We start from the raw sequence: 23,392 nt of genomic DNA, 5'->3' as shown, positions 1-23,392 counted from the left end.
TCGCCCTGCACGTCCTGGATGCCGTAGGCCAGGGTGGCTTCATCGATGCCCCCGAGCATCTCGCGGAAGAAGGCTTCATGCTGCGCTTGGCTGATGCCCAGCACCGCCTGTGCCACGTAGTTGCGAAACGGCACCGGTGCGCCCAACTGCTCGCCCTGGCCGCTGAGAAAGGCGATCAGTTCCTGGCGCACCACGTCGAGCGCGCTGTGGTCCATGGCGATATGGTGGAACTGCAAGGTGGCATTAAGCCGGCCGTCGGCCTGCACCGGCTCGCGCAGCAGGCGAATCAGCGGCGCCTGGGTGAGGTCGAGCCAGTGGCGTGCCGGGTCATCCACCGCGAGGTCGAGCACGGGCAGCTCAGCCTGGCGCCAAACCACCTGCAGCGGCGCCTCCAGCCCCTGCCAATGCACGGAGGTACGCAAGATGTCGTGGCGCGCCACCACCCCACGCAGGGCCTGGGCGAAGGCCTGCAAGCGCGCTTCGCTGGCGAACACGAAACGGGCTTGCATCACGTAAGGGTCGTGGCCGGTGGCGCTGGCATGGTGGAACAGCATGCCTTGCTGCAGGGGGGCCAGGGGGTAGATGTCTTGCACGTTGGCCGCGCCACCGGGAATCGCGGCCACCAACTGGTCGAGGGTGCCCTGCTGCAGGTCGGCAAGGTTCACCAGTGCCGGGGTGATGCGCGTGCAGCCGGGCGGGATCAGGTTGCCTGGCACCTGCACGGCGCCGTGCTTGACGGCCACGTACTGGCCGCTTTCGATCAGCGCCACCAGTGCCGGCTTGTGCTCGCGCAGGCGCGCCACCAGGGCAGCGTCGGTGAGGGCCTGGCGATTGCCCTGGACCACCAGCTGGCCATCCTTCAAGGCCAGCTGGACGTTGTTGGCCGCCAGTGTGGCCAAAAGTTCGTTGATGCTCACAGGACGATCTCCATGCTGTCTGTGATGGCTGCATAGCCGGCCAAAGTCGGTTGCTCGAACAGCGCGCGCACGTCAGCTTCCAGGCCTTGTTCGCGCAGGCGGGAGGTGAGGGTCACTGCCAGGAGCGAGTGGCCGCCCAGTTCGAAGAAGTTGTCGTGGCGCCCTACCCGCTCCAGGTTCAGCAGTTCGCACCAGAGTGCGGCCAGCAGGGTTTCGGTTTCGCCTTGTGGGGCCTCGTAGGGGCGCTCTTCGATGGCCTCGGGTTCTGGCAAGGCCTTGCGGTCGAGCTTGCCGTTGGGGCTTAGCGGCAGGGCTTCGAGGTGGATGAACAGCGCGGGCACCATGAATTCCGGCAGGTGCGCGAGCAGTGCCGTGCGCAGGGTTTCCGTGCTTTGTGGCTCGCCGGTGTAATAGGCGACCAGGCGTTGTTCGCGGGCGATCACCACGGCTTCCTTGATGCCCGCGATGGCGGTGAGGCCTGCCTGGATTTCGCCCAGTTCGATGCGCAGGCCGCGCAGTTTTACCTGGTCGTCGTTGCGGCCCAGGTATTCCAGGTTGCCGTCGGCGCGGTGGCGGGCCAGGTCACCGGTGCGGTACAGGCGCCCGCCTGGGGCGAACGGGTCGTCGAGGAAGCGTTCGGCGGTGAGCTCGGCGCGGTTGAGGTAGCCACGGGCGACCTGTACGCCGCCGATGAACAGCTCGCCGGTGACGCCTTGGGGGACGGGTTGGCCCTGGGGGTCGAGGACGTACAGGGTGGTGTTGGCGATGGGCTTGCCGATGGGGGTGTTGTCCGGGGCGGTCAGGCAGTGCCAGGCACTGACATCGACGGCGGCTTCGGTTGGGCCGTAGAGGTTGTGCAGGTCGATGCCCGGGAGTTGTGTGTGGAAGCGGCGGACCAGGCTGCCCGGTAGTGCTTCGCCGCTGCACAGGACCCGTTTCAGGGGTGAAGCATGGAGGATGGCACCGGCTTTGCCGGTGTTCGCGGCGGTTCGACGCCTCGACAAGCCCGCTCCTACAGGGAGCGCGGTGGTATCGGGGGCGGAGGATAGGAATACGTCCAGCATCGAGGGGACGAAATGCAGGGTGGTGATGGCTTCGTGCTCGATTACCTGGCGCAGGTAGTCTGGGTCGCGGTGGCCGCCGGGGCGGGCCATGACCAGGCGGGCGCCGGTTTGCAGTGGCCAGAGGAATTCCCATACCGACACATCGAAACTGAACGGGGTTTTCTGCAGCACCACGTCTTCGGCATTCAAGCCGTAGGCGTCTTGCATCCACAGCAGGCGGTTCACCACACCGGCGTGTTCGTTCATCACACCCTTGGGCAGCCCGGTGGAGCCGGAGGTATAGATCACGTAGGCCAGATGGCGGGGCGTCAGGGCCGCCACCACCGGGTTAGTTGAAGGTTGTTCGGCCCACGTTGGCTGGTCCAGGTCGATGATGCGGCCCGTTTCCGGCACATGCTGCGTCGCCGCATGCACCAGCACCGCCACCGGCGCGCTGTCGGTCAACATATGCCGGACCCGCTCAGCCGGGTAATCCGGATCGACCGGCACGTAGGCACCGCCGGCCTTGAGAATGGCCAGCAAGCCAACCACCATCGACAGGCCGCGTTCCACGCAGATCGCCACGCGGTCATCGGGCTTGACGCCCAAACCGATGAGGTAATGAGCCAGGCGGTTGGCCTGCTCGTTCAACGCGCGGTAGCTCAACTCGCCTTCTTCAGCACGAACCGCCACCGCCACCGGCGAACGCAGCACCTGCGCCTCGATCATCCCATGCAGGGTCTGCTCAAGGTCGTACGCAACCGCTGTGTCGTTGAATTCCACCAGTACCCGCTGGCGCTCCTCGGCCTGCAACACCGGCAGGCGCTGCAGCAACAGCTCCGGCTCCTGCTCCAACGCCGCAACCATGGCCTCCAGCACCTGGTTCATCTGGCCGCAGATACGCGCCGCGCCGACCTCGGCCGGGGTCATGGCGACCAGGCGGAAGCCTTCGCCGGTATCATCCACGTTCAGCCCCAGCGGATAGTTGCTGCGCTCCTGGCTTTCCAGGGTGGAGATGCCCTCGGTCGCCTGCTTCTGGCTGGCGGTGGCCTGGCTGCTGTGGCGGTAGTTGAGCATCGCACTGAACAGCGGCAATGGCGCCGCCACGCCGCTGCAGCGCTGGGCCAGGGCCAGCGAGGCGTGCTCATGGGCCAGCAGCGCGCTCAGGCGCTGGTGGGTGGCATGGGCAGCGTCGCGCAGGCTGACGCCCGCCAGGTCGATGCGCAGCGGCAGGGTGTTGATGAACATGCCCAGCGCCCGCTCGGCGCCTTCGCCGCCCTGCAAGCGGCCCAGCAGCACGGTGCCGAACACCACCCGGTCCTGGCCGCTGGCCGCACTCAGCAGCCGCGCCCAGGCCAAGTGGAACAGGCTGGCGACGCTGATGCCCAGTTGCCGGCCTTGCTGGCGCAGGCGCAGGGCCAAGTCGTGGTGCAGCCACAGTTGGGCCTCTTCGATATCCCGGCCGTCGCCCTGTACGTCGCTCAAGTCGAACGGCAGGGTTGGCTCGTCGATATCGGCCAACTGGGTGCGGAAGAACGCCTCGTGTTCGGCCTGGCTGATGCCCAGTCGCGCCTGGGCCACATAGTTGCGGTAAGGCACTGGGGCGTGGACGGGCTCGGCGTTGCCTTGCAGGTAACCGATCAGCTCCTCGGCCACCACCTCCATGGCGGTGTGGTCGAGGACGATGTGGTGGAACTGCAGGGTGGCTTCGAGGGGGCCTGCGGTGTCGTCATGCACTAGGCGGATCAGGGGGGCTTGGTTCAGGTTGAAATCAGCGATATGGCCTTCGCGGGGCGAGCCCGCTCCTACAGGGATCAGCGACAGGGGGGCTTGGCGCCAGACCACTTGCACCGGTTGTGGCAGGCCTTGCCAGAGCACGGCGGTGCGCAGCACGTCGTGGCGGGCGATGACCTGGTCCAGGGCGGCGGCGAACTGGGCCAGGTGGTCGCGGCTGGCGAAGCTCAAGCGCGACTGCAGCACATACGGGTCATGCCCGGCAGCGCTCACGTGGTGGTAGAGAATGCCCTCCTGCAGTGGTGCCAGGGGGTAGATGTCTTGCACGTTGGCGGCGCCGCCCGGCACCTGGGCGACAATGCGGTCGATGGCGCCCTGCTCCAGCGCCACCAGCGGCAACATGGCTGGGGTAATGTGCTGGCAACCGTTTGGGATCAGGTTGGCCGGCACCTCGACCGTACGCGCCTGGCCCAAGGTCGCGGCCAGGGCAGCAATGGTCGGTTGGCCGAACAGCGTACGCACATCGACCTGAAGGCCCTCGCGGCGCAAGCGCGCCGTCAGGTTTACCGCCAGCAGCGAGTGGCCGCCCAGCTCGAAGAAGTTGTCGTGACGCCCTACCCGCGCCACGCCCAGCATCTGCGCCCAAACCTGTGCCAGGGCCATTTCCACTGCCCCTTGCGGCGCCGCGTAGGCGTGGCCGCTGAGCAGCGCAGGGTCCGGGTCCGGCAAGGCCTTGCGGTCCAGCTTGCCATGGCTGGTCAGCGGTAGCGCCGCCAGGCGGGTGAACGCCAGCGGCACCAGGTGCGCCGGCAGGCTGGCTTGCAGGGCTTCACGCAGGTGTTCGGCCGCCACCGGGGCCGCTTCGGTGAACCAGGCCAGCAGGCGTTCGCCGCGCACCAGCACCACCGCATCGGCCACCCCTGGCTGGGCAGCCAGCACGGCTTCGATCTCACCCAGCTCGACGCGCACGCCACGGATTTTCACCTGGTCATCGTTGCGGCCCAGGTAGTCGAGGGTGCCGTCGGCATTCCAGCGCACCAGGTCGCCACTGCGGTACATGCGCCCGCCGGCGTTGAACGGGTCGTCGAGGAAGCGCTCTGCAGTCAGTTCAGGGCGGTTCAGGTAACCCCGGGCGACACCGGCCCCACCAATGTACAGTTCACCGACTGCGCCCACCGGCAACGGCTGGCGGTGCGGGTCGAGTACGTAGACGCGGGTGTTGGCGATCGGCTTGCCAATGTGCAGCTCGCCAGCCGGCTGCAAATGCCCGGAGGTGGCGACCACGGTGGTTTCCGTGGGGCCATAGTTGTTGACCAAGGCAAAGCCTGGGTCGCGGTCGAACTGGCGCAGGCGGTCGCCACCGACCAGCAGCGTGCGCAGGGTCGGGTGCTGACGCTCGCGGCGCAGGGCCTGCTCGGCCACCGGGGTGGGCAGGAAGCTGACCTGCAGCGGCTGCTCCAGCCACCAGTCGAGCAGTTCGTCGACGTGCTCGCCGGCGATGTGCGCCGGTGGCAGGTGCAACACTGCCCCGGCGCACAACGCTGGCCAGGTTTCCCAGGCCATGGCGTCGAAGCCGAAACCGGCGACGCTGCTGGTGTGGCTGCCGGCGCCCAGGGCGAACGCTGCGCAGTGCCAGTGCACCAGGTTGGCCAGGGTGTGGTGCTCGACCATCACGCCCTTCGGTTGGCCGGTGGAGCCGGAGGTGTAGATCACGTAGGCCAGCTGGCGCGCGTCCAGGCCAGCCAGCTGCGGGTTGCCATCCGCGCTGGCCTGCCACGGGTCGCGGTCCAGGGTGACTCGCGGTGTGTCGCCGACCAGGGCCTGGGTGCGGGTATCGGCCAGCACCAACGCTGGCGCGCTGTCGGCCAACAGGTAGGCGATGCGCTCGGCCGGGTAGGCTGGGTCCACCGGCACATAGGCAGCGCCGGCCTTGAGCACTGCGAGCAAGGCCACTACGCGCTCGATGCCCCGCGCCAGGCACACGGCCACCCGGTCGCCAACCTGCACGCCGCGGGCGACCAGGTGGTGGGCCAGGCAGTTGGCGCTGCGGTTGAGTTCGCCATAGCTCAGTACCTGGCCCTCCTGCACCAGCGCCGCCGCTTGCGGTGCGCTGGCGGCCTGGGCTTCGACCAGGGCATGCACGGTCTGCCCTTGTGGGTAGTCGCGGTGCGTGAGGTTGAAGGCTTCCAGTACGTGCTGGCGGGCAGGCTCATCAAGAATCGACAAGGCCTCCACCGGCGTTGCTTCGCCCTGCTCCAGCGCCTGGCACAGCTGGGCCAGGGCCTGGGCCATCCACTGCGCCACCGCTTCGCCGCCCAGGCCCTGCTGGGCCAGTACGCTCAAGGTGAAGCCTTCGCCCAGGTCATCGACGCTCAGGGTCAGCGGGTAGTTGCTGCGCTCCTCGCCGCCCAGCAGGCGCACGCCTTGTACGCTGGCATCCTGCGCAGCCGGTGTGCCGGCGCTGCTGTGGCGGTAGTTGAACAAGGCACTGAACAGCGGCAACGAGGCGGCCACGCCACTGCAGCGTTGGGCCAGGGCCAGCGAGGCATGCTCGTGGCCAAGCAGTGCCGAAAGCCGCTGGTGGGTGGCGCGCACGGCTTGCTGCACGGGGGCTGCCAGGTCGATGCGCAGGGGCAAGGTGTTGATGAACACGCCCAGTGCGCGGTCGGCGCCCTCGCCGCCCTGCAGGCGGCCCATCAGCACGGTGCCGAAGACCACGTCGCTGCGGTTGGCCAGCACCCCCAGCACGCGCGCCCAGGCCAGGTGCGCCAGGCTCGCGGCGCTGACGCCCAGGCGCCGGGCCTGGTCGCGCAGCTGGCGGGCCACGCCGGGGTCCAGCGCCAAGCGCGCCTCCTCGATCGCCCGGCCATCGCCCTGCACATCTGCCAGGCCAAACGGCAGGGTCGGCTCGTCAAGGTCGCCCAGCATGTCGCGGAAGAAGGCTTCGTGGCCGGCGTCATCGGCGCCCAGGCGCGCCTGGGCAACATAGGTGCGGTACCGCGCAGGCACTGCCAGCTGCTCAGCGTGGCCTGCGAGGATCGCCTGCATTTCACCGGCGATCACTTCCATGGCCGTGTGGTCCAGGGCCAGGTGGTGGAACTGCAGGATCGCCACCACGCGCTGATTGGCCGGGTCTTCGGCGTACATCAAGCGCATCAGGGGTGCCTGGGTGAGGTCCAGGCGCTGATGGCGGGCATCGAAGCGTGCCTGCAAGGCGTCGATCAGCGAATCACTGCGCAGGTCGGTAACGGCCGTCACGGCCATGCGCGCCTGGCGCCACACCACCTGCACCGGTTGCTCCAGGCCCTCGCTGAGCACGGCGGTGCGCAGGATGTCATGGCGGTCGATGACCTGCTGCAAGGCCCCGGCCCAGGCCTGCAGCCGGGCAAGGCTGTCGAACGCCAGGCGTGACTGCAGCAGGTACGGGTCGCCCTGTTCAGCGCTCAGGTGGTGATAGAGGATGCCCTCCTGCAGCGGTGCCAGCGGGTAGATTTCCTGCACGTTGGCGGCACCGCCGGGCACGCAGGCGACGATGCGATCGAGGGTGGCCTGGTCGAGGTCGATCAGGCTGAGCATCGCCGGGGTAATCTGCCGGGCGTCATGGGGCACGCGGTTTTCCGGCACCTGCACTTCACGGCCACTGCCCACGGCCGCGGCCAGGGCGGCCAGGGTCGGCTGGGCGAACAGCACTCGCACATCGGCACTCAGGCCGGCCTTGCGCATGCGCTCGATCAAGGTGACCGCCAGCAGCGAATGGCCCCCCAGTTCGAAGAAGTGGTCGTGGCGCCCCACCTGCTCGACCTTGAGCAGGTCGGCCCAGATCGCCGCCAGGGTGGATTCCACTTCGCCCTGCGGCGCTTCGAAGGCGCGGCTCAGCAGCGCATCGCTGCCCGGCTGCGGCAAGGCGCGGCGGTCGAGCTTGCCGTTGGCGTTCAGCGGCAAGGCCGGCAGCAGCACATAGGCGGCCGGCAGCATGTAGTCCGGCAACCGGCCTTGCAGCTGGGCGTGCACATCGGTGATGGCCGGGGCTTGCTCGCAAGCGGTGAAATAGGCGACCAGGCGCTTGTCGCCGGGTGCGTCTTCACGCAGCAGCACCGCGGCATCGCCTACGCCTGCGCATTCACCCAGCGCCGCCTCGATCTCACCCAGTTCGATGCGGAAGCCGCGCAGCTTGATTTGTTGGTCGGCCCGGCCCAGGTAACGCAAGGTGCCGTCGGCCTGCCAGCAGACCAGGTCGCCGCTGCGGTACATGCGCGCGCCGGGTTGGGGGTTGAACGGGTCATCGAGGAAGCGCTCGGCCGTCAGCGTGGGCTGGCCCAGATAGCCCAGGGCAACGCCGTCGCCGCCGATGTACAGCTCGCCAACGGCGCCGACCGGTAGGGGTTGCTGGCGGGCATCGAGCACGTAGCAACGGGCATTGCCGATGGGTTTGCCGATCGGGATGCTGCCCTCGCCCACTGCGAGGATTTCGTGGGTGGTGCTGAAGGTGGTGGCTTCGGTCGGGCCGTAGCCATTGAGCAGGTGCGCCGGGGCGCCATCGCGCAGCACGCGGGCGATCACCGCGGGGTCCAGCACATCGCCACCCACCATCAGGTAGCGCAGCTTGGCGAAGGCCGGCAGCAAGTCTGCGGCGAACTGATGGAACAGGCCGGCGGTCAGCCACAGCACACTCACGCGCTGCTGCAGCAAGGTGTCGCGCAAGGCCTCACGCGACAGCACGTGCTGCTGGTCGATCACCACCACGCTGGCGCCGTTGAGCAGCGGCGCCCACACCTCCAGGGTACTGGCATCGAAGGCCGGGTTGGAGGCAAAGGCCACCCGGTCCTGGCTGGTGAAATCGGCGAAGCCGTTGTTGACCACCAAGCGCACGATGGCCCGATGCGGCACCTCCACGCCTTTCGGGGTGCCGGTGGAACCGGAGGTGTACATGATGTACGCCGCGTCTTGCCCATCCACGGCCAGGCCTGGGGCGTGGCTCGGACAGCCGGCGAGGTCGAGGCGGTCGAGGTCCACGCGCAGCACATGGCCGGCCGGCGGCTCGCTAGTCAAGGCCAGCAGCACGCGGGCCTGGCTGTCGGCAAGCATGAACGCCAGGCGCTCGGCCGGTGCATTGCTGTCCAGGGGGACATACACCGCCGCGCACTTGCTGGCGGCCAGCTGCGCCGCCAGCAGGTCGAAGCTGCGCGGCAGCAGCAGCGCGATACGCTCGCCTGGTTGCACGCCCAGGGCCAACAGGTGATGGGCCAGGCGGTTGGCATGTTGGTCGAGTGCGGCGTAGGAGTAAGCCTGCTCGCCGTGGACCACGGCCACGGCGTCCGGGCTCAGCGCCGCGTAGGCACCGAACAGCGTATGCACGGCATGGGCCTGGGGGTAGTCGCGGCGGGTGGCGTTGAAGCCGTGCAGCACTCGCTCCCGTTCGGCAGGTGCCAGGCAGCTCAGCTGCTGCAAGGCCGTGGCCGGTGCCTGCTGCAGGGCCTGGGCCAGCTGCGCCAGGGCCGTGGCCAGCAAGCGGCACACGTGGGCGCCGTCCACTTCGGCCACGGCCTGAACGGTCAGTACCAGCCCGTCGCCCAGGTCATCGACGTTCACCACCAGCGGGTAGTGGCTGCGTTCGTGGGCGGCCAGTTGCTCGATGCCCTGCCAGGCCTCGCGCAGCTCGGCCCTGGCCGGTGCGCTGTGACGGAAGTTGAGCAGGCTGGTGAACAGCGGCTGAGTCGCTGGCACGCCGCTGCAACGCTGGGCTTCGGCCAGCGAGGCCTGTTCGTGGGCAAGCAAGCGGGCCAGGCGTTGGTGGGTCAGGCGCACGCCTTCGGCCACGCCCAAGGTGCCGACGCTGACGCGCAGGGGCAAGGTGTTGATGAACATGCCCAGCGCCCGCTCGGCGCCTTCGCCACCTTGCAGGCGGCCCAGCAGCACGGTGCCGAACACCACCTCGTCGCGGCCAGACAACTGCGCCAGAACTTGGCCCCAGGCCTGGTGCACCAGGCTGGCGACACTGATGCCCAATTGGCGCGCCTGCACCCGCAGTTGGGTCGAGAGGCCGGCATCCAGCGCCTGGCGGCTGTCGAGCACGGGGCGGCCAGCACTGTGCGCTTCGCGCAGGCCGAACACTTCGGTGGGGGCGTCGATATCGTCCAACAGTTCGTGGAACAGCGCTTGCTCGGCCTGGCGGTTGCCGGCCAGGCGCGACTGGGCCACGTAGTTGCGGTACGGCACGCTGGCGTCGGCCAGCGCCTGCCCTTGCAGCACGGCGGTGATTTCCGCAACCAGCTGCTCGACGGCGGCATGGTCGAGGATGATGTGGTGAATGTACAGGGTCGCTTCCAGGCGGCCGTTGGTTTCAGTGGGCAGCAGGCGGATCAACGGGGCCTGGGCGAGGTTCAGCGCTTCGCGGGCCAGCGCGCTGCCACCTTGGGCCGGCATTGCCGGTGGGACATTGCGCGACACCACCTGGACCGGCTCTTCAAGGTTCTGCCAGTGGATGCTGGTGCGCAGGATGTCGTGGCGGGCGATGACGTGGTCAAGGGCTGCGGCGAACGCGGCCAGGGTGGCCGGGTCGGGGAAGGCGAAACGGGCTTGCAGCACGTAAGGGTCGGCCCCTTCGCTGGCCAGGTGGTGGTAGAGGATGCCTTGCTGCAGCGGGGCCAGGGCGTAGATGTCCTGGACATTGCCTGCGCCGCCGGGGATTTGCGCCAGCAGTGCATCGAGCGAGGCCTGGGACAACTGCGCCAGCGGCAGCATGCCTGGGGTGATGCGGGTGCAATCCGCCGGGATGCGGTTGGCCGGCACCTGCACGCGGGTTTCGACGCCCACTGCAGATGCCAGCGCAGCCAGGGTTGGCTGGCCGAACAGCACGCGGATATCGGCATGCAGGCCTTGCTGGCGCAGGCGGGAGGTGAGGGTCACTGCCAGGAGCGAGTGGCCGCCCAGTTCGAAGAAGTTGTCGTGGCGCCCTACCCGCTCCAGGTTCAGCAGTTCGCACCAAAGTGCGGCCAGCAGGGTTTCGGTTTCGCCTTGTGGGGCCTCGTAGGGGCGCTCTTCGATGGCGTCGGGTTCTGGCAGGGCCTTGCGGTCGAGCTTGCCGTTGGGGCTTAGCGGCAGGGCTTCGAGGTGGATGAACAGCGCGGGCACCATGAATTCCGGCAGGTGCGCGAGCAGTGCCGTGCGCAGGGTTTCCGTGCTTTGTGGCTCGCCGGTGTAATAGGCAACCAGGCGTTGTTCGCGGGCGATCACCACAGCTTCCTTGATGCCCGCGATGGCGGTGAGGCCTGCCTGGATTTCGCCCAGCTCGATGCGCAGGCCGCGCAGTTTTACCTGGTCGTCGTTGCGGCCCAGGTATTCGAGGTTGCCGTCGGCGCGGTGGCGGGCCAGGTCACCGGTGCGGTACAGGCGCCCGCCTGGGGCGAACGGGTCGTCGAGGAAGCGCTCGGCGGTGAGCTCGGCGCGGTTGAGGTAGCCACGGGCGACCTGTACGCCACCGATGAACAGCTCGCCGGCGACGCCTTGGGGGACGGGTTGGCCCTGGGGGTCGAGGACGTACAGGGTGGTGTTGGCGATGGGTTTGCCGATGGGGGTGTTGTCCGGGGCGGTCAGGCAGTGCCAGGCACTGACATCGACGGCGGCTTCGGTTGGGCCGTAGAGGTTGTGCAGGTCGATGCCGGGGAGTTGCGTGTGGAAGCGGCGGACCAGGCTGCCTGGTAGTGCTTCGCCGCTGCACAGGACCCGTTTCAGGGGTGAAGCATGGAGGATGGCACCGGCTTCGCCGGTGATCGCGGGCAAGCCCGCTCCTACAGGGAGCGCGGTGGTATCGGGGGTGGAGGATAGGAAGACGTCCAGCATCGAAGGGACGAAATGCAGGGTGGTGATGGCTTCGTGCTCGATTACCTGGCGCAGGTAGTCCGGGTCGCGGTGGCCGCCGGGGCGGGCCATGACCAGGCGGGCGCCGGTTAGCAGTGGCCAGAGGAATTCCCATACCGACACATCGAAACTGAACGGGGTTTTCTGCAGCACCACGTCTTCGGCATTCAAGCCGTAGGCGTCTTGCATCCACAGCAGGCGGTTCACCACACCGGCGTGTTCGTTCATCACACCCTTGGGCAGCCCGGTGGAGCCGGAGGTATAGATCACGTAGGCCAGATGGCGGGGCGTCAGGGCCGCCACCACCGGGTTAGTTGAAGGTTGTTCGGCCCACGTTGGCTGGTCCAGGTCGATGATGCGGCCCGTTTCCGGCACATGCTGCGTCGCCGCATGCACCAGCACCGCCACCGGCGCGCTGTCGGTCAACATATGCCGAACCCGCTCAGCCGGGTAATCCGGGTCGACCGGCACGTAGGCGCCGCCAGCCTTGAGAATGGCCAGCAAGCCAACCACCATCGACAAGCCACGTTCCACGCAGATCGCCACGCGATCATCAGGTTTGACGCCCAAACCGATGAGGTAATGAGCCAGGCGGTTGGCCTGCTCGTTCAACGCGCGGTAGCTCAACTCGCCTTCTTCAGCACGAACCGCCACCGCTTCGGGCGAACGCAGCACCTGCGCCTCGATCATCCCATGCAGGGTCTGCTCAAGGTCGTAAGTGACCGCCGTGTCGTTGAATTCCACCAGTACCCGCTGGCGCTCCTCGGCCTGCAACACCGGCAGGCGCTGCAGCAACAGCTCCGGCTCCTGCTCCAGCGCCGCAACCATGGCCTCCAGCACCTGGTTCATCTGCCCGCAGATACGCGCCGCGCCGACCTCGGCCGGGGTCATGGCCACCAGGCGGAAGCCTTCACCCAAGTCATCGACGTTCAGGCTCAGCGGGTAGTTGGTCCGCTCCTGCCCGTCCAACACTTCGATGCCTTGCCAGGCCTGGCGCTGCTCGTCGCTGCGCTCGGCGCCATGGCGGTAGTTGAGCATCGCACTGAACAGCGGCAATGGCGCCGCCACGCCGCTGCAGCGCTGGGCCAGGGCCAGCGAGGCGTGCTCATGGGCCAGCAGCGCGCTCAGGCGCTGGTGGGTGGCATGGGCAGCGTCGCGCAGGCTGACGCCCGCCAGGTCGACGCGCAGCGGCAAGGTGTTGATGAACATGCCCAGCGCCCGCTCGGCGCCTTCGCCGCCCTGCAAGCGGCCCAGCAACACGGTGCCAAACACCACCCGGTCCTGGCCGCTGGCCGCACTCAGCAGCCGTGCCCAGGCCAGGTGGAACAAACTGGCGACGCTGATGCCCAGCACCCGGGCCTGGCGGCGCAGGCCGCTGGCCAGGCCGGCAGACAAGGGCAGCTTGGCTTCCTGCATGTCGCGGCCATCGCCCTGCACGTCATTGAGGCCGAATGGCAACGTGGGTTCGTCGATGTCGGCCAGTTGCGTGCGGAAGAATGCCTCGTGCTCAGCCTGGCTGATGCCCAGGCGGGCTTGGGCCACGTAGTTGCGGTAAGGCACCGGGGCGTGGGCCGGGGCCGGGGCGCCCTGCAGGAAGCCTTGGAGTTCTTCGCCCACCACTTCCAGGGCGGTGTGGTCGAGGACGATGTGGTGGAACTGCAGGGTGGCTTCGAGGGGGCCTGCGGTGTCGTCATGCAAGAGGCGAATCAGGGGGGCTTGGCTCAGGTTGAAATCCGCGATATGGCCTTCGCGGGGCAAGCCCGCTCCTACAGGGGGGTGTGCAACCAGTAGCAGTGGGGCTTGGCGCCAGACTACTTGCACTGGTTGTGGCAGGCCGTCCCAGAGCACGGCGGTGCGCAGTACGTCGTGGCGGGCGATGACCTGGTCCAGGGCGGCGGCGAAGGCTTGCAGGCGCGCCAGGCTGTCGAAGCGCAGGTGCGAGAACAGCACGTAGGGGTCGTGTTCAGCGGCGCTGAGGTGGTGGTAGAGAATGCCCTCCTGCAGCGGCGCCAGGGGGTAGATGTCCTGCACATTGGCAGCGCCGCCGGGTACGCAGGCGACGATGCGGTCGATGGCCGCCTGGTCGAGGTCGATCAGGCTGAGCAAGTCCGGGGTGATCTGGCTGCAGTTTGCCGGGATGCGGTTTTCCGGCACCTTGACCTGCTGGTCGGCACCCAGGGTCGCGGCCAGCGCAGCGATGGTCGGTTGGCCGAACAGGGTCCGCACATCGACTTGCAAGCCTTCCAGGCGCAGGCGCGCGGTCAGGCTGACAGCCAGCAGCGAATGGCCGCCCAGTTCGAAGAAATTGTCGTGGCGCCCTACCCGCTCAACCCCCAGCAGCTCGGCCCAGAGCTGCGCCAGCAGGGTTTCGGTGGTGCCCTGCGGTGGCTCGAAGGTGCGCGGTTGCGCGTCGGGGGCTGGCAAGGCCTTGCGGTCGAGCTTGCCGTTGGGAGCCAGCGGCAGTGCCTCAAGGTGGATGTACAACGCCGGCACCATGTACTCCGGCAATTGCGCCAGCAGGTGCTGGCGCAGGGCGTCCGGCGCCTGGGCTGCACCGGTGTAGTAGGCGACCAGGCGTGGGCCGCTGGCACGGTCGTCGCAGGCCAGTACCACGGCTTCGCGGATACCGGCGACGCGGCCCAGGCAGGCCTGGATCTCGCCCGGTTCGATGCGCAGGCCGCGGATTTTCACCTGGTCGTCGTTGCGCCCGAGAAATTCCAGGGTGCCATCGGCCCACTGGCGCACCAGGTCGCCGCTGCGGTACAGCCGTTCGCCGGCCACGAACGGGCTGTCGATGAAGCGCTCCGCCTGCTGCGCCGGCAAGCCCAGGTAGCCACGGGTGACGCCAGCACCGCCAATATGCAGGTGCCCCGCCACACCCCACGGCAGCGGTTGGTCGGCGCTGTCGAGTACGTAGAGGTGGGTGTTGTCGATCGGCTGGCCGATGGGCAAGCTGCCGCGCGGCAGCGGCGCCTGCGGCTCCAGGGTCCAGGCGCTGCAGTCGACGGTGGTTTCGGTGGGGCCGTAGACGTTGTGCAGGCGTACCCCCGGCAGGCGCTGGCGCACCAGGGCGGCCAGTGCCTCGGTCAGTTCGCCACCGCCGCAGACGATGTCGCTGAGGCTGGTGCAGCCTGCGCTTTGTGGCTGGTCGAGAAATTGCTGCAGCAAGGCCGGCACGAACTGCACCACGTTGACCTGCTGCGCCTGGATCAGCTGCGCAAGGTAGTGCCCGTCACGCTGGCCGTCGGGGCGTGCCAGCACCAGGCGCAGGCCACTGCACAGCGGCCAGAACAGCTCCCACACCGAGGCATCGAAGCTGACCGGGGTCTTGTGCAGTACGCTGGCGCCTTCGCCAACGGCGCACAGGCGCCGGCTCCAGTGCACCAGGTTGACCACGTTGCGGTGCTCGACCATCACGCCCTTGGGCACCCCCGTGGAGCCGGAGGTGTAGATCACGTAGGCCAGGTGGTGCGCTGCAAGGCCCGCGACCCGTGGGTTGCTGATCGGCTGGGTGGCCCAGCTGGGGTGGTCGAGGTTCACCTGAACGGCGTGGGGAGCCACGTCACGGGTTGGCGCATGCACCAGCACGGCCTGGGGCGCGCTGTCGGCGAGCATGTGGCGGATACGCTGCGCCGGGTAGCTTGGGTCGACAGGCACATAGGCGCCGCCCGCCTTGAGGATGGCCAGCAAGCCAACCACCAGCGACAGCCCGCGTTCGATGCAGATCGCCACGCGATCATCGGGCCGCACGCCCAGCGCGATCAGGTGGTGCGCCAGGCGGTTGGCCTGTTCGTCGAGTTGCCGGTAGGTCAGCTCGCCCTCTTGCGCCACCAGGGCCACGGCATCGGGTGCGCGCCGCACCTGGGCCTCGAACAGGGCGTGCAGCGGCTGCTGCAGGTCATGGGGCTGTGCCGAGGCATTGGCGGCCACCAACAGCTGCTGGCGCTCCGAAGCGGTGAGCACGGGCAGGTGCTGCAGCAGCGTCTGCGGTTGCCGTTCCAAGGCATCGAGCAGGCCCAGCAGCACGTGCAGCAGCTGCTCGCAGAGGCGCTGGGCACCCACCTGCTGGGGCACCTGGGCCGTCAGGCGCAGGCCATCGCCAAGGTCATCGATGTTGACGCTAAGCGGGTAGTTGCCATGGCCACCGCTGGGCAGCGCCTCGATCCCTTCCAGGGCTTCGCGCTGGGCCTGTCGTTCGCTGGCACTGGCGCCGTGGCGGTAGTTGAGAATGGCGCTGAACAGCGGCGTTGGCGCCGCCACGCCGCTGCAACGCTGGGCCAGGGCCAGCGAGGCGTGCTCGTGCACCAGCAGCGCGCTCAGGCGCTGGTGCACCAGGCGCACACCGTCGCGCACCTGCAGGCCGGCAAGGTCCAGGCGCAGTGGCAAGGTGTTGATGAACATGCCAAGGCCACGGTCGGCACCTGCGCCGCCCTGCAGGCGGCCAAGCAACACCGTGCCGAACACCACGCTGTCGCGGCCGCTGGTGGCCGCCACCAGCCGTGCCCAGGCCAGGTGCAGCAGGCTGGCGGCACTCACCCCCTGCTGCTGGGCGTGTTGGCGCAGGCGCTGGTAGTGGGTGGGGTCGAGCTGGACCGTGGCCAGTTCGAAATCGCAGGCCTTGCCCTGCAGGTCGGCCAGGCCGTATGGCAAGGTTGGCTCGTCGATATCGCCGAGTTCAGCACGGAAGAAGGCTTCATGTTCGGCCTCGCTGATGGCCAGGCGGGCCTGGGCCACGTAGTTGCGGTATGGCACGGGCGGCTGGCTGGGTTGCTCGCCGCGCAGGTGATCGCGGATTTCGTGCAGGACGGCCTTCATCGCGGTGTGGTCGAGGGCGATGTGGTGGAACTGCAAGGTGGCGTTGAGGGGGCCGGCCGTGTCGGCATGCACGAGGCGGATCAGCGGGGCCTGGCTGAGTTTGAAATCGGCGGTGTCGCCTTCGCGGGGCGAGCCCACGCCTGCCGGGGGTTGAGCAATGACCCGCAGCGGAGCGTGGCGCCAGACCACTTGTACCGGTTGTGCCAGGCCGTCCCAGAGCACGGCAGTGCGCAGCACGTCGTGGCGGGCGATGACCTTGTCCAGGGCGGCGGCGAAGGCTTGCAGGCGCGCCGGGCTGTCGAACACCACCTGCCATTGCAGCAGGTACGGGTCATCGCCGCTGGCACTGAGGTGATGGTAGAGGATGCCTTCCTGCAGCGGCGCCAGCGGGTAGATGTCCTGCACGTTGGCGGCGCCGCCCGGCACCGTGGCGACGATGCGCTCGATGCTGGCGGGGTCGAGGTCGATCAGCGTCAGCATGCCCGGGGTGATGTGCTGGCAATCATCGGCAATGCCATTGGCCGGCACTTCGACCTGGCGGCCGCTGCCCAGCGCTGCAGCCAGCGCGGCGATGGTCGGTTGGCCGAACAGCACGCGCACGTCGGTGTTCAGGCCCTGTTGGCGCAGGCGCTCGATCAGGGTCACGGCCAGCAGCGAGTGGCCGCCCAGCTCGAAGAAGTTGTCGTGGCGCCCTACCCGCTCAAGGCCCAGCACCTCAGCCCAGATGGCCGCCATGCGGGTTTCGGTTTCGCCCAGCGGGGCGACATGGCCCAGCTGCGCCAAGTCAGGCTCGGGCAAGGCGCGGCGGTCCAGCTTGCCATGGCTGGTCAGCGGCAACTGCGCAAGGCGCATGAAGGCGTGCGGCAGCATGTACGCCGGCAAGCTGGCGTTGAGGGCCTGGCGCAGGGTGTCGAGGTCGACCGGCGCGGTTTCAGTGAACCACGCCAGCAGGCGCTCACCGCGCACCAGCACCACGGCTGAATCGATACCTGGCTGGGCGGCCAGGGCGGCTTCGATTTCCCCCAGTTCCACGCGCATGCCACGGATTTTCACCTGGTCGTCATTGCGGCCCAGGTAGTCGAGGGTGCCATCGGCATTCCAGCGCACCAGGTCGCCGCTGCGGTACATGCGCGCGCCCGGCAGGCGGCTGAACGGGTCGGCGAGGAAGCGCTGTTCGGTAAGTTCGGGGCGGTTCAGGTAACCCCGGGCAACCTGCGCACCGCCGATGTACAACTCCCCGGTGACGCCAACTGGCACTGGCTGGAGACGCGCGTCGAGCACGTAGACGCGGGTGTTGGCAATCGGCTGGCCGATGTGCAGCGCCCCACCGGGCAGCACGGTGCCGGAGGTGGCGACCACCGTGGTTTCGGTCGGCCCGTAGTTGTTGACCAGGGCAAAGCCTGGGTCGCGGTCGAAGTGGCGCAAGCGGTCGCCGCCGATCAGCAAGGTGCGCAAGGTGGGGTGCTGCTGCGCACGGCGCAGGGCCTGCTCGGCCACCGGGGTGGGCAGGAAGCTGACTTTCAGCGGTTGCTGCAACCACCAGTCGAGCAGTTCGTCCACGTGCTCATTGGCGATGTGCGCCGGCGGCAGGTGCAGGGTGGCACCGGCGCACAGCGCCGGCCAGACTTCCCAGGCCATGGCATCGAAGCCGAACCCGGCAACGCTTGAGGTGCGCTCGCCGGCGCCCAGGGCGAACGCCTGGCAGTGCCAGTGCACCAGGTTGGCCAGGGTGTGGTGTTCGATCATCACGCCCTTGGGCTGGCCGGTGGAGCCGGAGGTATAGACCACGTAGGCCAATTGGTGGGCATCCAGGCCGGTTACGTGGGGGTTGCTGTCGTCACGGTGCCAGCTGTCCTGCTGGTCGAGGTCCAGGCGCGGTAAGTCGGCGGGTAAACCGCTGATGGCCGAGTCGGCCAGTACCAGCGCCGGCGCGCTGTCCTCCAGCAGGTAGGCGATTCGCTCGGCCGGGTAGGCCGGGTCCACGGGCACATAGGCGGCGCCCGCCTTGAGCACCGCCAGCAGGCCGATCACCCGTTCGACGCTGCGCGGCAGGCACAGGGCAACCCGGTCGCCACACTGCACGCCGCGTTCGAGCAGGCGGTGGGCCAGGCGGTTGGCGCGCCGGTTCAGCTCGCCATAGCTCAAGGCCTGCTCGCCCTGGCTGACGGCGGTCGTTTCCGCTGCACGAGCGGCTTGGGCTTCGACCAGGGCATGAACCGTCTGCCCTTGCGGGTACGCCTGCGTGGTGGCGTTGAAACGGCCGAGCAGGTGTTGACGCTCGGCGTCGTCGAGGATCGGCAGGCTGTCGAGGGGCGTCTGCTGCCCAGGCTCCAGCGCCTGCAGCAACTGCGCCACGGCATTGGCCATCCAGCCGGTGACACGGGCAGCGCCGATGCCTTCCACGGCCAGCACGCTGAAACTGAAGCCTTCGCCCAGGTCGTTGACGCTCAGGGTCAGCGGGTAGTTGCTGCGCTCCTCGCCGCCGAGCAGGCGCACGCCCTCCCAGATACCCTCGCCTTCACGCGGGGCATCCTCGGCACTGTGGCGGTAGTTGAGCAAGGCACTGAACAGCGGCGCCGACGCGGCCACGGCGCTGCAGCGCTGGGCCAGGGCCAGTGGCGCGTGCTCATGGCCGAGCAAGGCCGACAGGCTGCGGTGGGTAGCCCGCACGGCGGTATGCGCATCGGCGTGGGTATCGACCCGCAGCGGCAGGGTGTTGATGAACATGCCCAGGGCCCGGTCGGCACCCTCGCCGCCCTGCAGGCGGCCCATCAGCACGGTGCCGAACACCACGTCGGTGCGGTTGGCGAGCACGCCCAGTACACGCGCCCAGGCCAGGTGCATCAGGCTGGCGGCGCTCACGCCCAGTTGCCGGGCCTGGCTGCGCAGGCGGCGGCTGAGTTCGGCGTCCAGGGCCAGGAAGGCGCTTTCGATGTCACGGCCATCGCCTTGCACATCGGCAAAGCCCAGCGGCAGGGTCGGTTCTTCGGCATCTGCCAGCATGTCGCGGAAGAACGCCTCATGGCCGGCCTGGTCGGCCAGACGGGCCTGGGCCACGTAGTTGCGGTACGGCACGGCTGGCGGCAATGCGCCGCCCTGGCCGAACAGCAACGCGCGCATTTCCCGGGCCACCACATCCATGGCGGTGTGGTCGAGGGTAAGGTGGTGGAACAACAGGATCGCCACCACCTGGTGGTTAACCGGGTCGAGGCTGTAGTGCAGCCGGGTCAGCGGTGCCTGGGCCAGGTCCATGCGGTGATGGCGGGCATCGAAGCGTGCATGCAGTTGCTCGATGCGCGAAAGGCCAGGTTCATCGGCCAGGTCGTCGACTTCGCACACCTGCAGTTCGGCGCGGCGCCACACCACTTGCAAGGGCTGTGGCAGGCCTTGCCAGAGCACCGCGGTGCGCAGGATATCGTGGCGCTCGATCACTTGCTGCAACGCGCCTGCCCAGGCCAGCAGGCGCTCGACGCTGTCGAAGGCCAGGCGGGTCTGCAGCAGGTAGGGGTCGCCGTGCTCGGCGCTCAGGTGGTGGTAGAGGATACCTTCCTGCAACGGTGCCAGCGGGTAGATTTCCTGCACATTGGCGGCGCCGCCGGGCACCGTGGCAACCACGGCATCGATTGCAGCCTGGTCCAGCTCGACCAGGCTCAGCATGGCTGGGGTGATTTGTTCGGCTGCGTGCGGCACCCGGTTCTCCGGCACCTTGGCCTCGCCGCCGAGGTTGGCGGCGCCGGCCAGGGCCGCCACGGTCGGCTGGGCGAACAGCACGCGCACGTCGATGGCCAGCCCCGCCTTGCGCAGGCGCTCGACCAGGGTCACGGCCAGCAGCGAATGGCCGCCTAGCTCGAAGAAATTGTCGTGGCGCCCTACCCGCGGCACGCCCAGCACCTGCGCCCACACCACGGCCAGGGTGGCCTCAAGCTCACCTTGCGGCGCTTCGTAGGCCTGGGCTTGCAGCACATCGCCGTCGGGGTTGGGCAGCGCGCGGCGGTCCAGCTTGCCGTGGCTGGTCAGTGGCAGTGCCTCCAGGCGGATGAATGCCATGGGTTGCATATGCGCCGGCAAGCTGGCCTGCAGGGCTTGGCGCAGGTGGTCAGGGTGCACGGGCGCGGCCTCGGTGTACCAGGCCAGCAGGCGCCCTTCGCGCACCAGCACCACGGCATCGCCGACACCGGCTTGGGCGGCCAGGGTGGCTTCGATCTCGCCCAGCTCCACGCGCACGCCGCGGATCTTCACCTGGTCATCGTTGCGGCCCAGGTAGTCCAGGGTGCCATCAGCGTTCCAGCGCACCAGGTCGCCGCTGCGGTACATGCGCCCACCGGCGTTGAACGGGTCGTCAAGGAAGCGTTCCGCGCTCAACTGCGGGCGGTTGAAGTAGCCGCGTGCGACTTGCGCACCGCCAATGTACAACTCACCGGTGACCCCGGCAGGCACCGGCTGCAGGCCCTCGTCCAGCACGTACACACGGGTGTTGGCGACCGGGCGGCCGATGTGCAGCGCGCCGCCAGGCAGCAGCTGCCCGGAGGTGGCGACCACGGTGGTTTCCGTGGGGCCGTAGTTGTTGACCAGGGCGAAGCCTGGGTCGCGGTCGAACTGGCGCAGGCGGTCGCCACCGACCAACAAAGTGCGCAAGGTGGGGTGCTGGCGCTCGCGGCGCAGCGCCTGCTCGGCCACCGGGGTAGGCAGGAAGCTGACCTGCAGGGGTTGCTCCAGCCACCAGTCGAGCAGTTCGTCGACATGTTCGTTGCCAATGTGCTGCGGTGGCAGGTGCAGCGTGCCGCCGGCGCACAGGGTTGGCCAGACTTCCCAGGCCATGGCATCGAAACCGAAGCCGGCGACGCTGGAGCTGTGTGAGCCCGCCTGCAGATCGAAGGCCTGGCAGTGCCAGTGCACCAGGTTGGCCAGGGTGGCGTGTTCGATCATCACGCCCTTGGGCTGGCCGGTGGAGCCGGAGGTGTAGACCAGATAGGCCAGCTGCTGCGCGTCCAGCCCTTGGCGCTGGGGGTTGCTGTCGTCGGCGGCGAAGGCGCCGGCCTGGTCCAGGTTCAGGCGCGGGATGTCCGGCAAGCCTTGGGTTTCGGTCATTGCCAGCACCAAGGTGGGTGCGCTGTCGTGCAGCAGGTAGGCAATGCGCTCGGCTGGGTATGCCGGGTCCACCGGTACGTAGGCGGCCCCGGCCTTGAGCACCGCCAGCAGGCCAACCAGGCGCTCGGGGGTACGCCCAAGGCACAAGGCGACGCGGTCGCCCACCTGCACCCCCAGGCCAATCAGGTGGTGCGCCAGCTGGTTGGCGCGGCGGTTCAGCTCACCGTAGCTCAGCTGCTGGCTGCCCTGCTGCACGGCCTGCGCGCTGGGCTGGCGGGCGGCCTGGGTTTCGACCAGGGCGTGCACGGTCTGGCCTTGCGGGTAGGCCTGGGTGGTGCGGTTGAACTGCTGCAGCACCTGCTCGCGTTCGGCCTGTGGCAGCACCGGCAGGCTCTGCAGGGGGGTATCCGGCGCCTGTTCGAGGGCATCGGCCAGGCTTGCCAGCACCTGTTCGAACTGCAGGCCCAGGCGCTCGGCGCCCCACTGGGGCAGGCTTTGCACGGTCAGGCGCAGGTCCGTACCTAAGTCGTCGACGCTGACGGTCAGTGGGTAGTCGGTGCGTTCTTCGGCGCCCACGATGTCGATGCCGGGTGCCACGGGGATGATCTCGGCGGCGTCACCGGCATCGCTGTGGCGGTAATTGAGCATGCTGTTGAACAGTGGCGCAGGCGCGGCCACGCCGCTGCAGCGTTGGGCCAGGGCCAGCGAGGCTTGTTCGTGCCCGAGCAAGGTGCTCAGGCGCTTGTGGGTGGCCAGCAGCGCGGCGCGCACGCCGGTGCGGCCAAGGTCGATGCGCAGCGGCAGGGTGTTGATGAACATGCCCATGGCTTGTTCGCTACCATCGCCGGTGGTCATGCGCCCCAGCAGCACGCTGCCGAACACCACGGCCTGGCGCGCCGACAATTGCCCGACCAGGCGCGCGAAGCCCAGGTGCAGCACGCTGGCCGGGCTTACGCCGAGCTGGCGCGCGTGCTGGCGCAGGCGCGCGCTGAGGCTGGCGGGCAGGGTCAGGCGGGCTTGCTGCAGCGGTTGGTCGGCCTTGTCTTGCAGGCCGAAGGCCAGGGTCGGCTCGTCGATATCGCCCAACATATCGCGGAAGAAGCGCTCATGGGCCTGTTCGTCGAGGGCCTGGCGGGCGGCGGCCAACACGTTGCGAAACGGCATGGGCGGGGCCAGTTGCGCCGACTCACCGGCCAGGTGCGCTTGAATTTCGCGGCGCACGATGTCCAGCGCGGTGTGGTCCATGATTACGTGATGGAACATCAGCAGGGCGACCCACTGCCCGCCTTCGCCTGGGGCATGCATCAACTGCATCAGCGGGGCCTGGCGCAGGTCCAGGCGGTAGTGGTGCGGGTCGAACCGTGCGCACAGCGCGGCCAGGGCATCGTTGCCGCCCACGGCGACGGCTTCGCGTACCAGGGCCGCTTCGCGCCACACCACTTGCACGGGCTGGTCGAGGTATTCCCAGTGCAGCGCGGTGCGCAGGATGTCGTGACGCTGGATCACCCATTGCAGGGCATCGGCGAAGGCTTCCAGGTGCGCCTTGCTGGCAAAGCGCAGTTGCACTTGGGCGAGGTAGGGGTCGCCGTGCTGGGCGGACAAGTGCTGGTAGAGCATGCCTTGTTGCAGGGGGGCCAAGGGGTAGATGTCCTGCACGTTGGCCGCGCCGCCGGGCACGCTGGCGACGATGCGGTCGATCGAGGGTTGGTCGAGTTGCACCAGCGGCAGCATGTCGGGGGTGATGCGAAACGCGGGGCTGAGCCAGTCGTCATCGCACCCGGCCAGCATCTCCAGCAAGGCCGGCTTGTGCCGTGACAGGGCCTCCCACAGGGTGTCGTCCAGGGCGTCGTCATCGCCCAGGACGATGAGGTCCTGGTGTTCGCGCTGGAGTCGGATTGCGTGGGTGGAAAGAGCCGCCATCAGTTCGCTGAAGTGCAT

Annotated in this window: 2 protein-coding genes (1 of these 2 running past the window's edge); both read right to left on the bottom strand. The window is 68.5% G+C overall.

All coding sequences use genetic code 11. From position 1 onward, the window contains the following. Window positions 1-917, bottom strand: the 5' end (the start) of a protein-coding gene (locus F3J44_RS17280; protein ID WP_167274337.1) for a non-ribosomal peptide synthetase. 10,450 nt of this gene lie to the left of the window's left edge; only the first 917 of its 11,367 coding nucleotides appear in the window; its start codon is at window positions 915-917; its stop codon lies off the left edge, out of view. After that, window positions 914-23,392 carry a non-ribosomal peptide synthase/polyketide synthase gene (locus tag F3J44_RS17275; RefSeq protein ID WP_167274334.1) on the bottom strand — a complete coding sequence of 7,493 codons (22,479 nt, stop codon included), beginning with the start codon at window positions 23,390-23,392 and terminating at the stop codon, window positions 914-916. Before F3J44_RS17275 ends, F3J44_RS17280 begins: the two co-directional genes overlap by 4 nt.

Origin of the sequence: Pantoea sp. Tr-811 (genome assembly GCF_011752535.1) — a bacterium.
Lineage (GTDB): Bacteria > Pseudomonadota > Gammaproteobacteria > Pseudomonadales > Pseudomonadaceae > Aquipseudomonas.
This window is presented reverse-complemented; position numbering and strand designations above follow the sequence as displayed.

What these genes read in the sequence shown, in the direction of transcription:
- F3J44_RS17275 (WP_167274334.1), bottom strand. Translation starts at nt 23,392, where the DNA reads ATGCACTTCAGCGAACTGATGGCGGCTCTTTCCACCCACGCAATCCGA.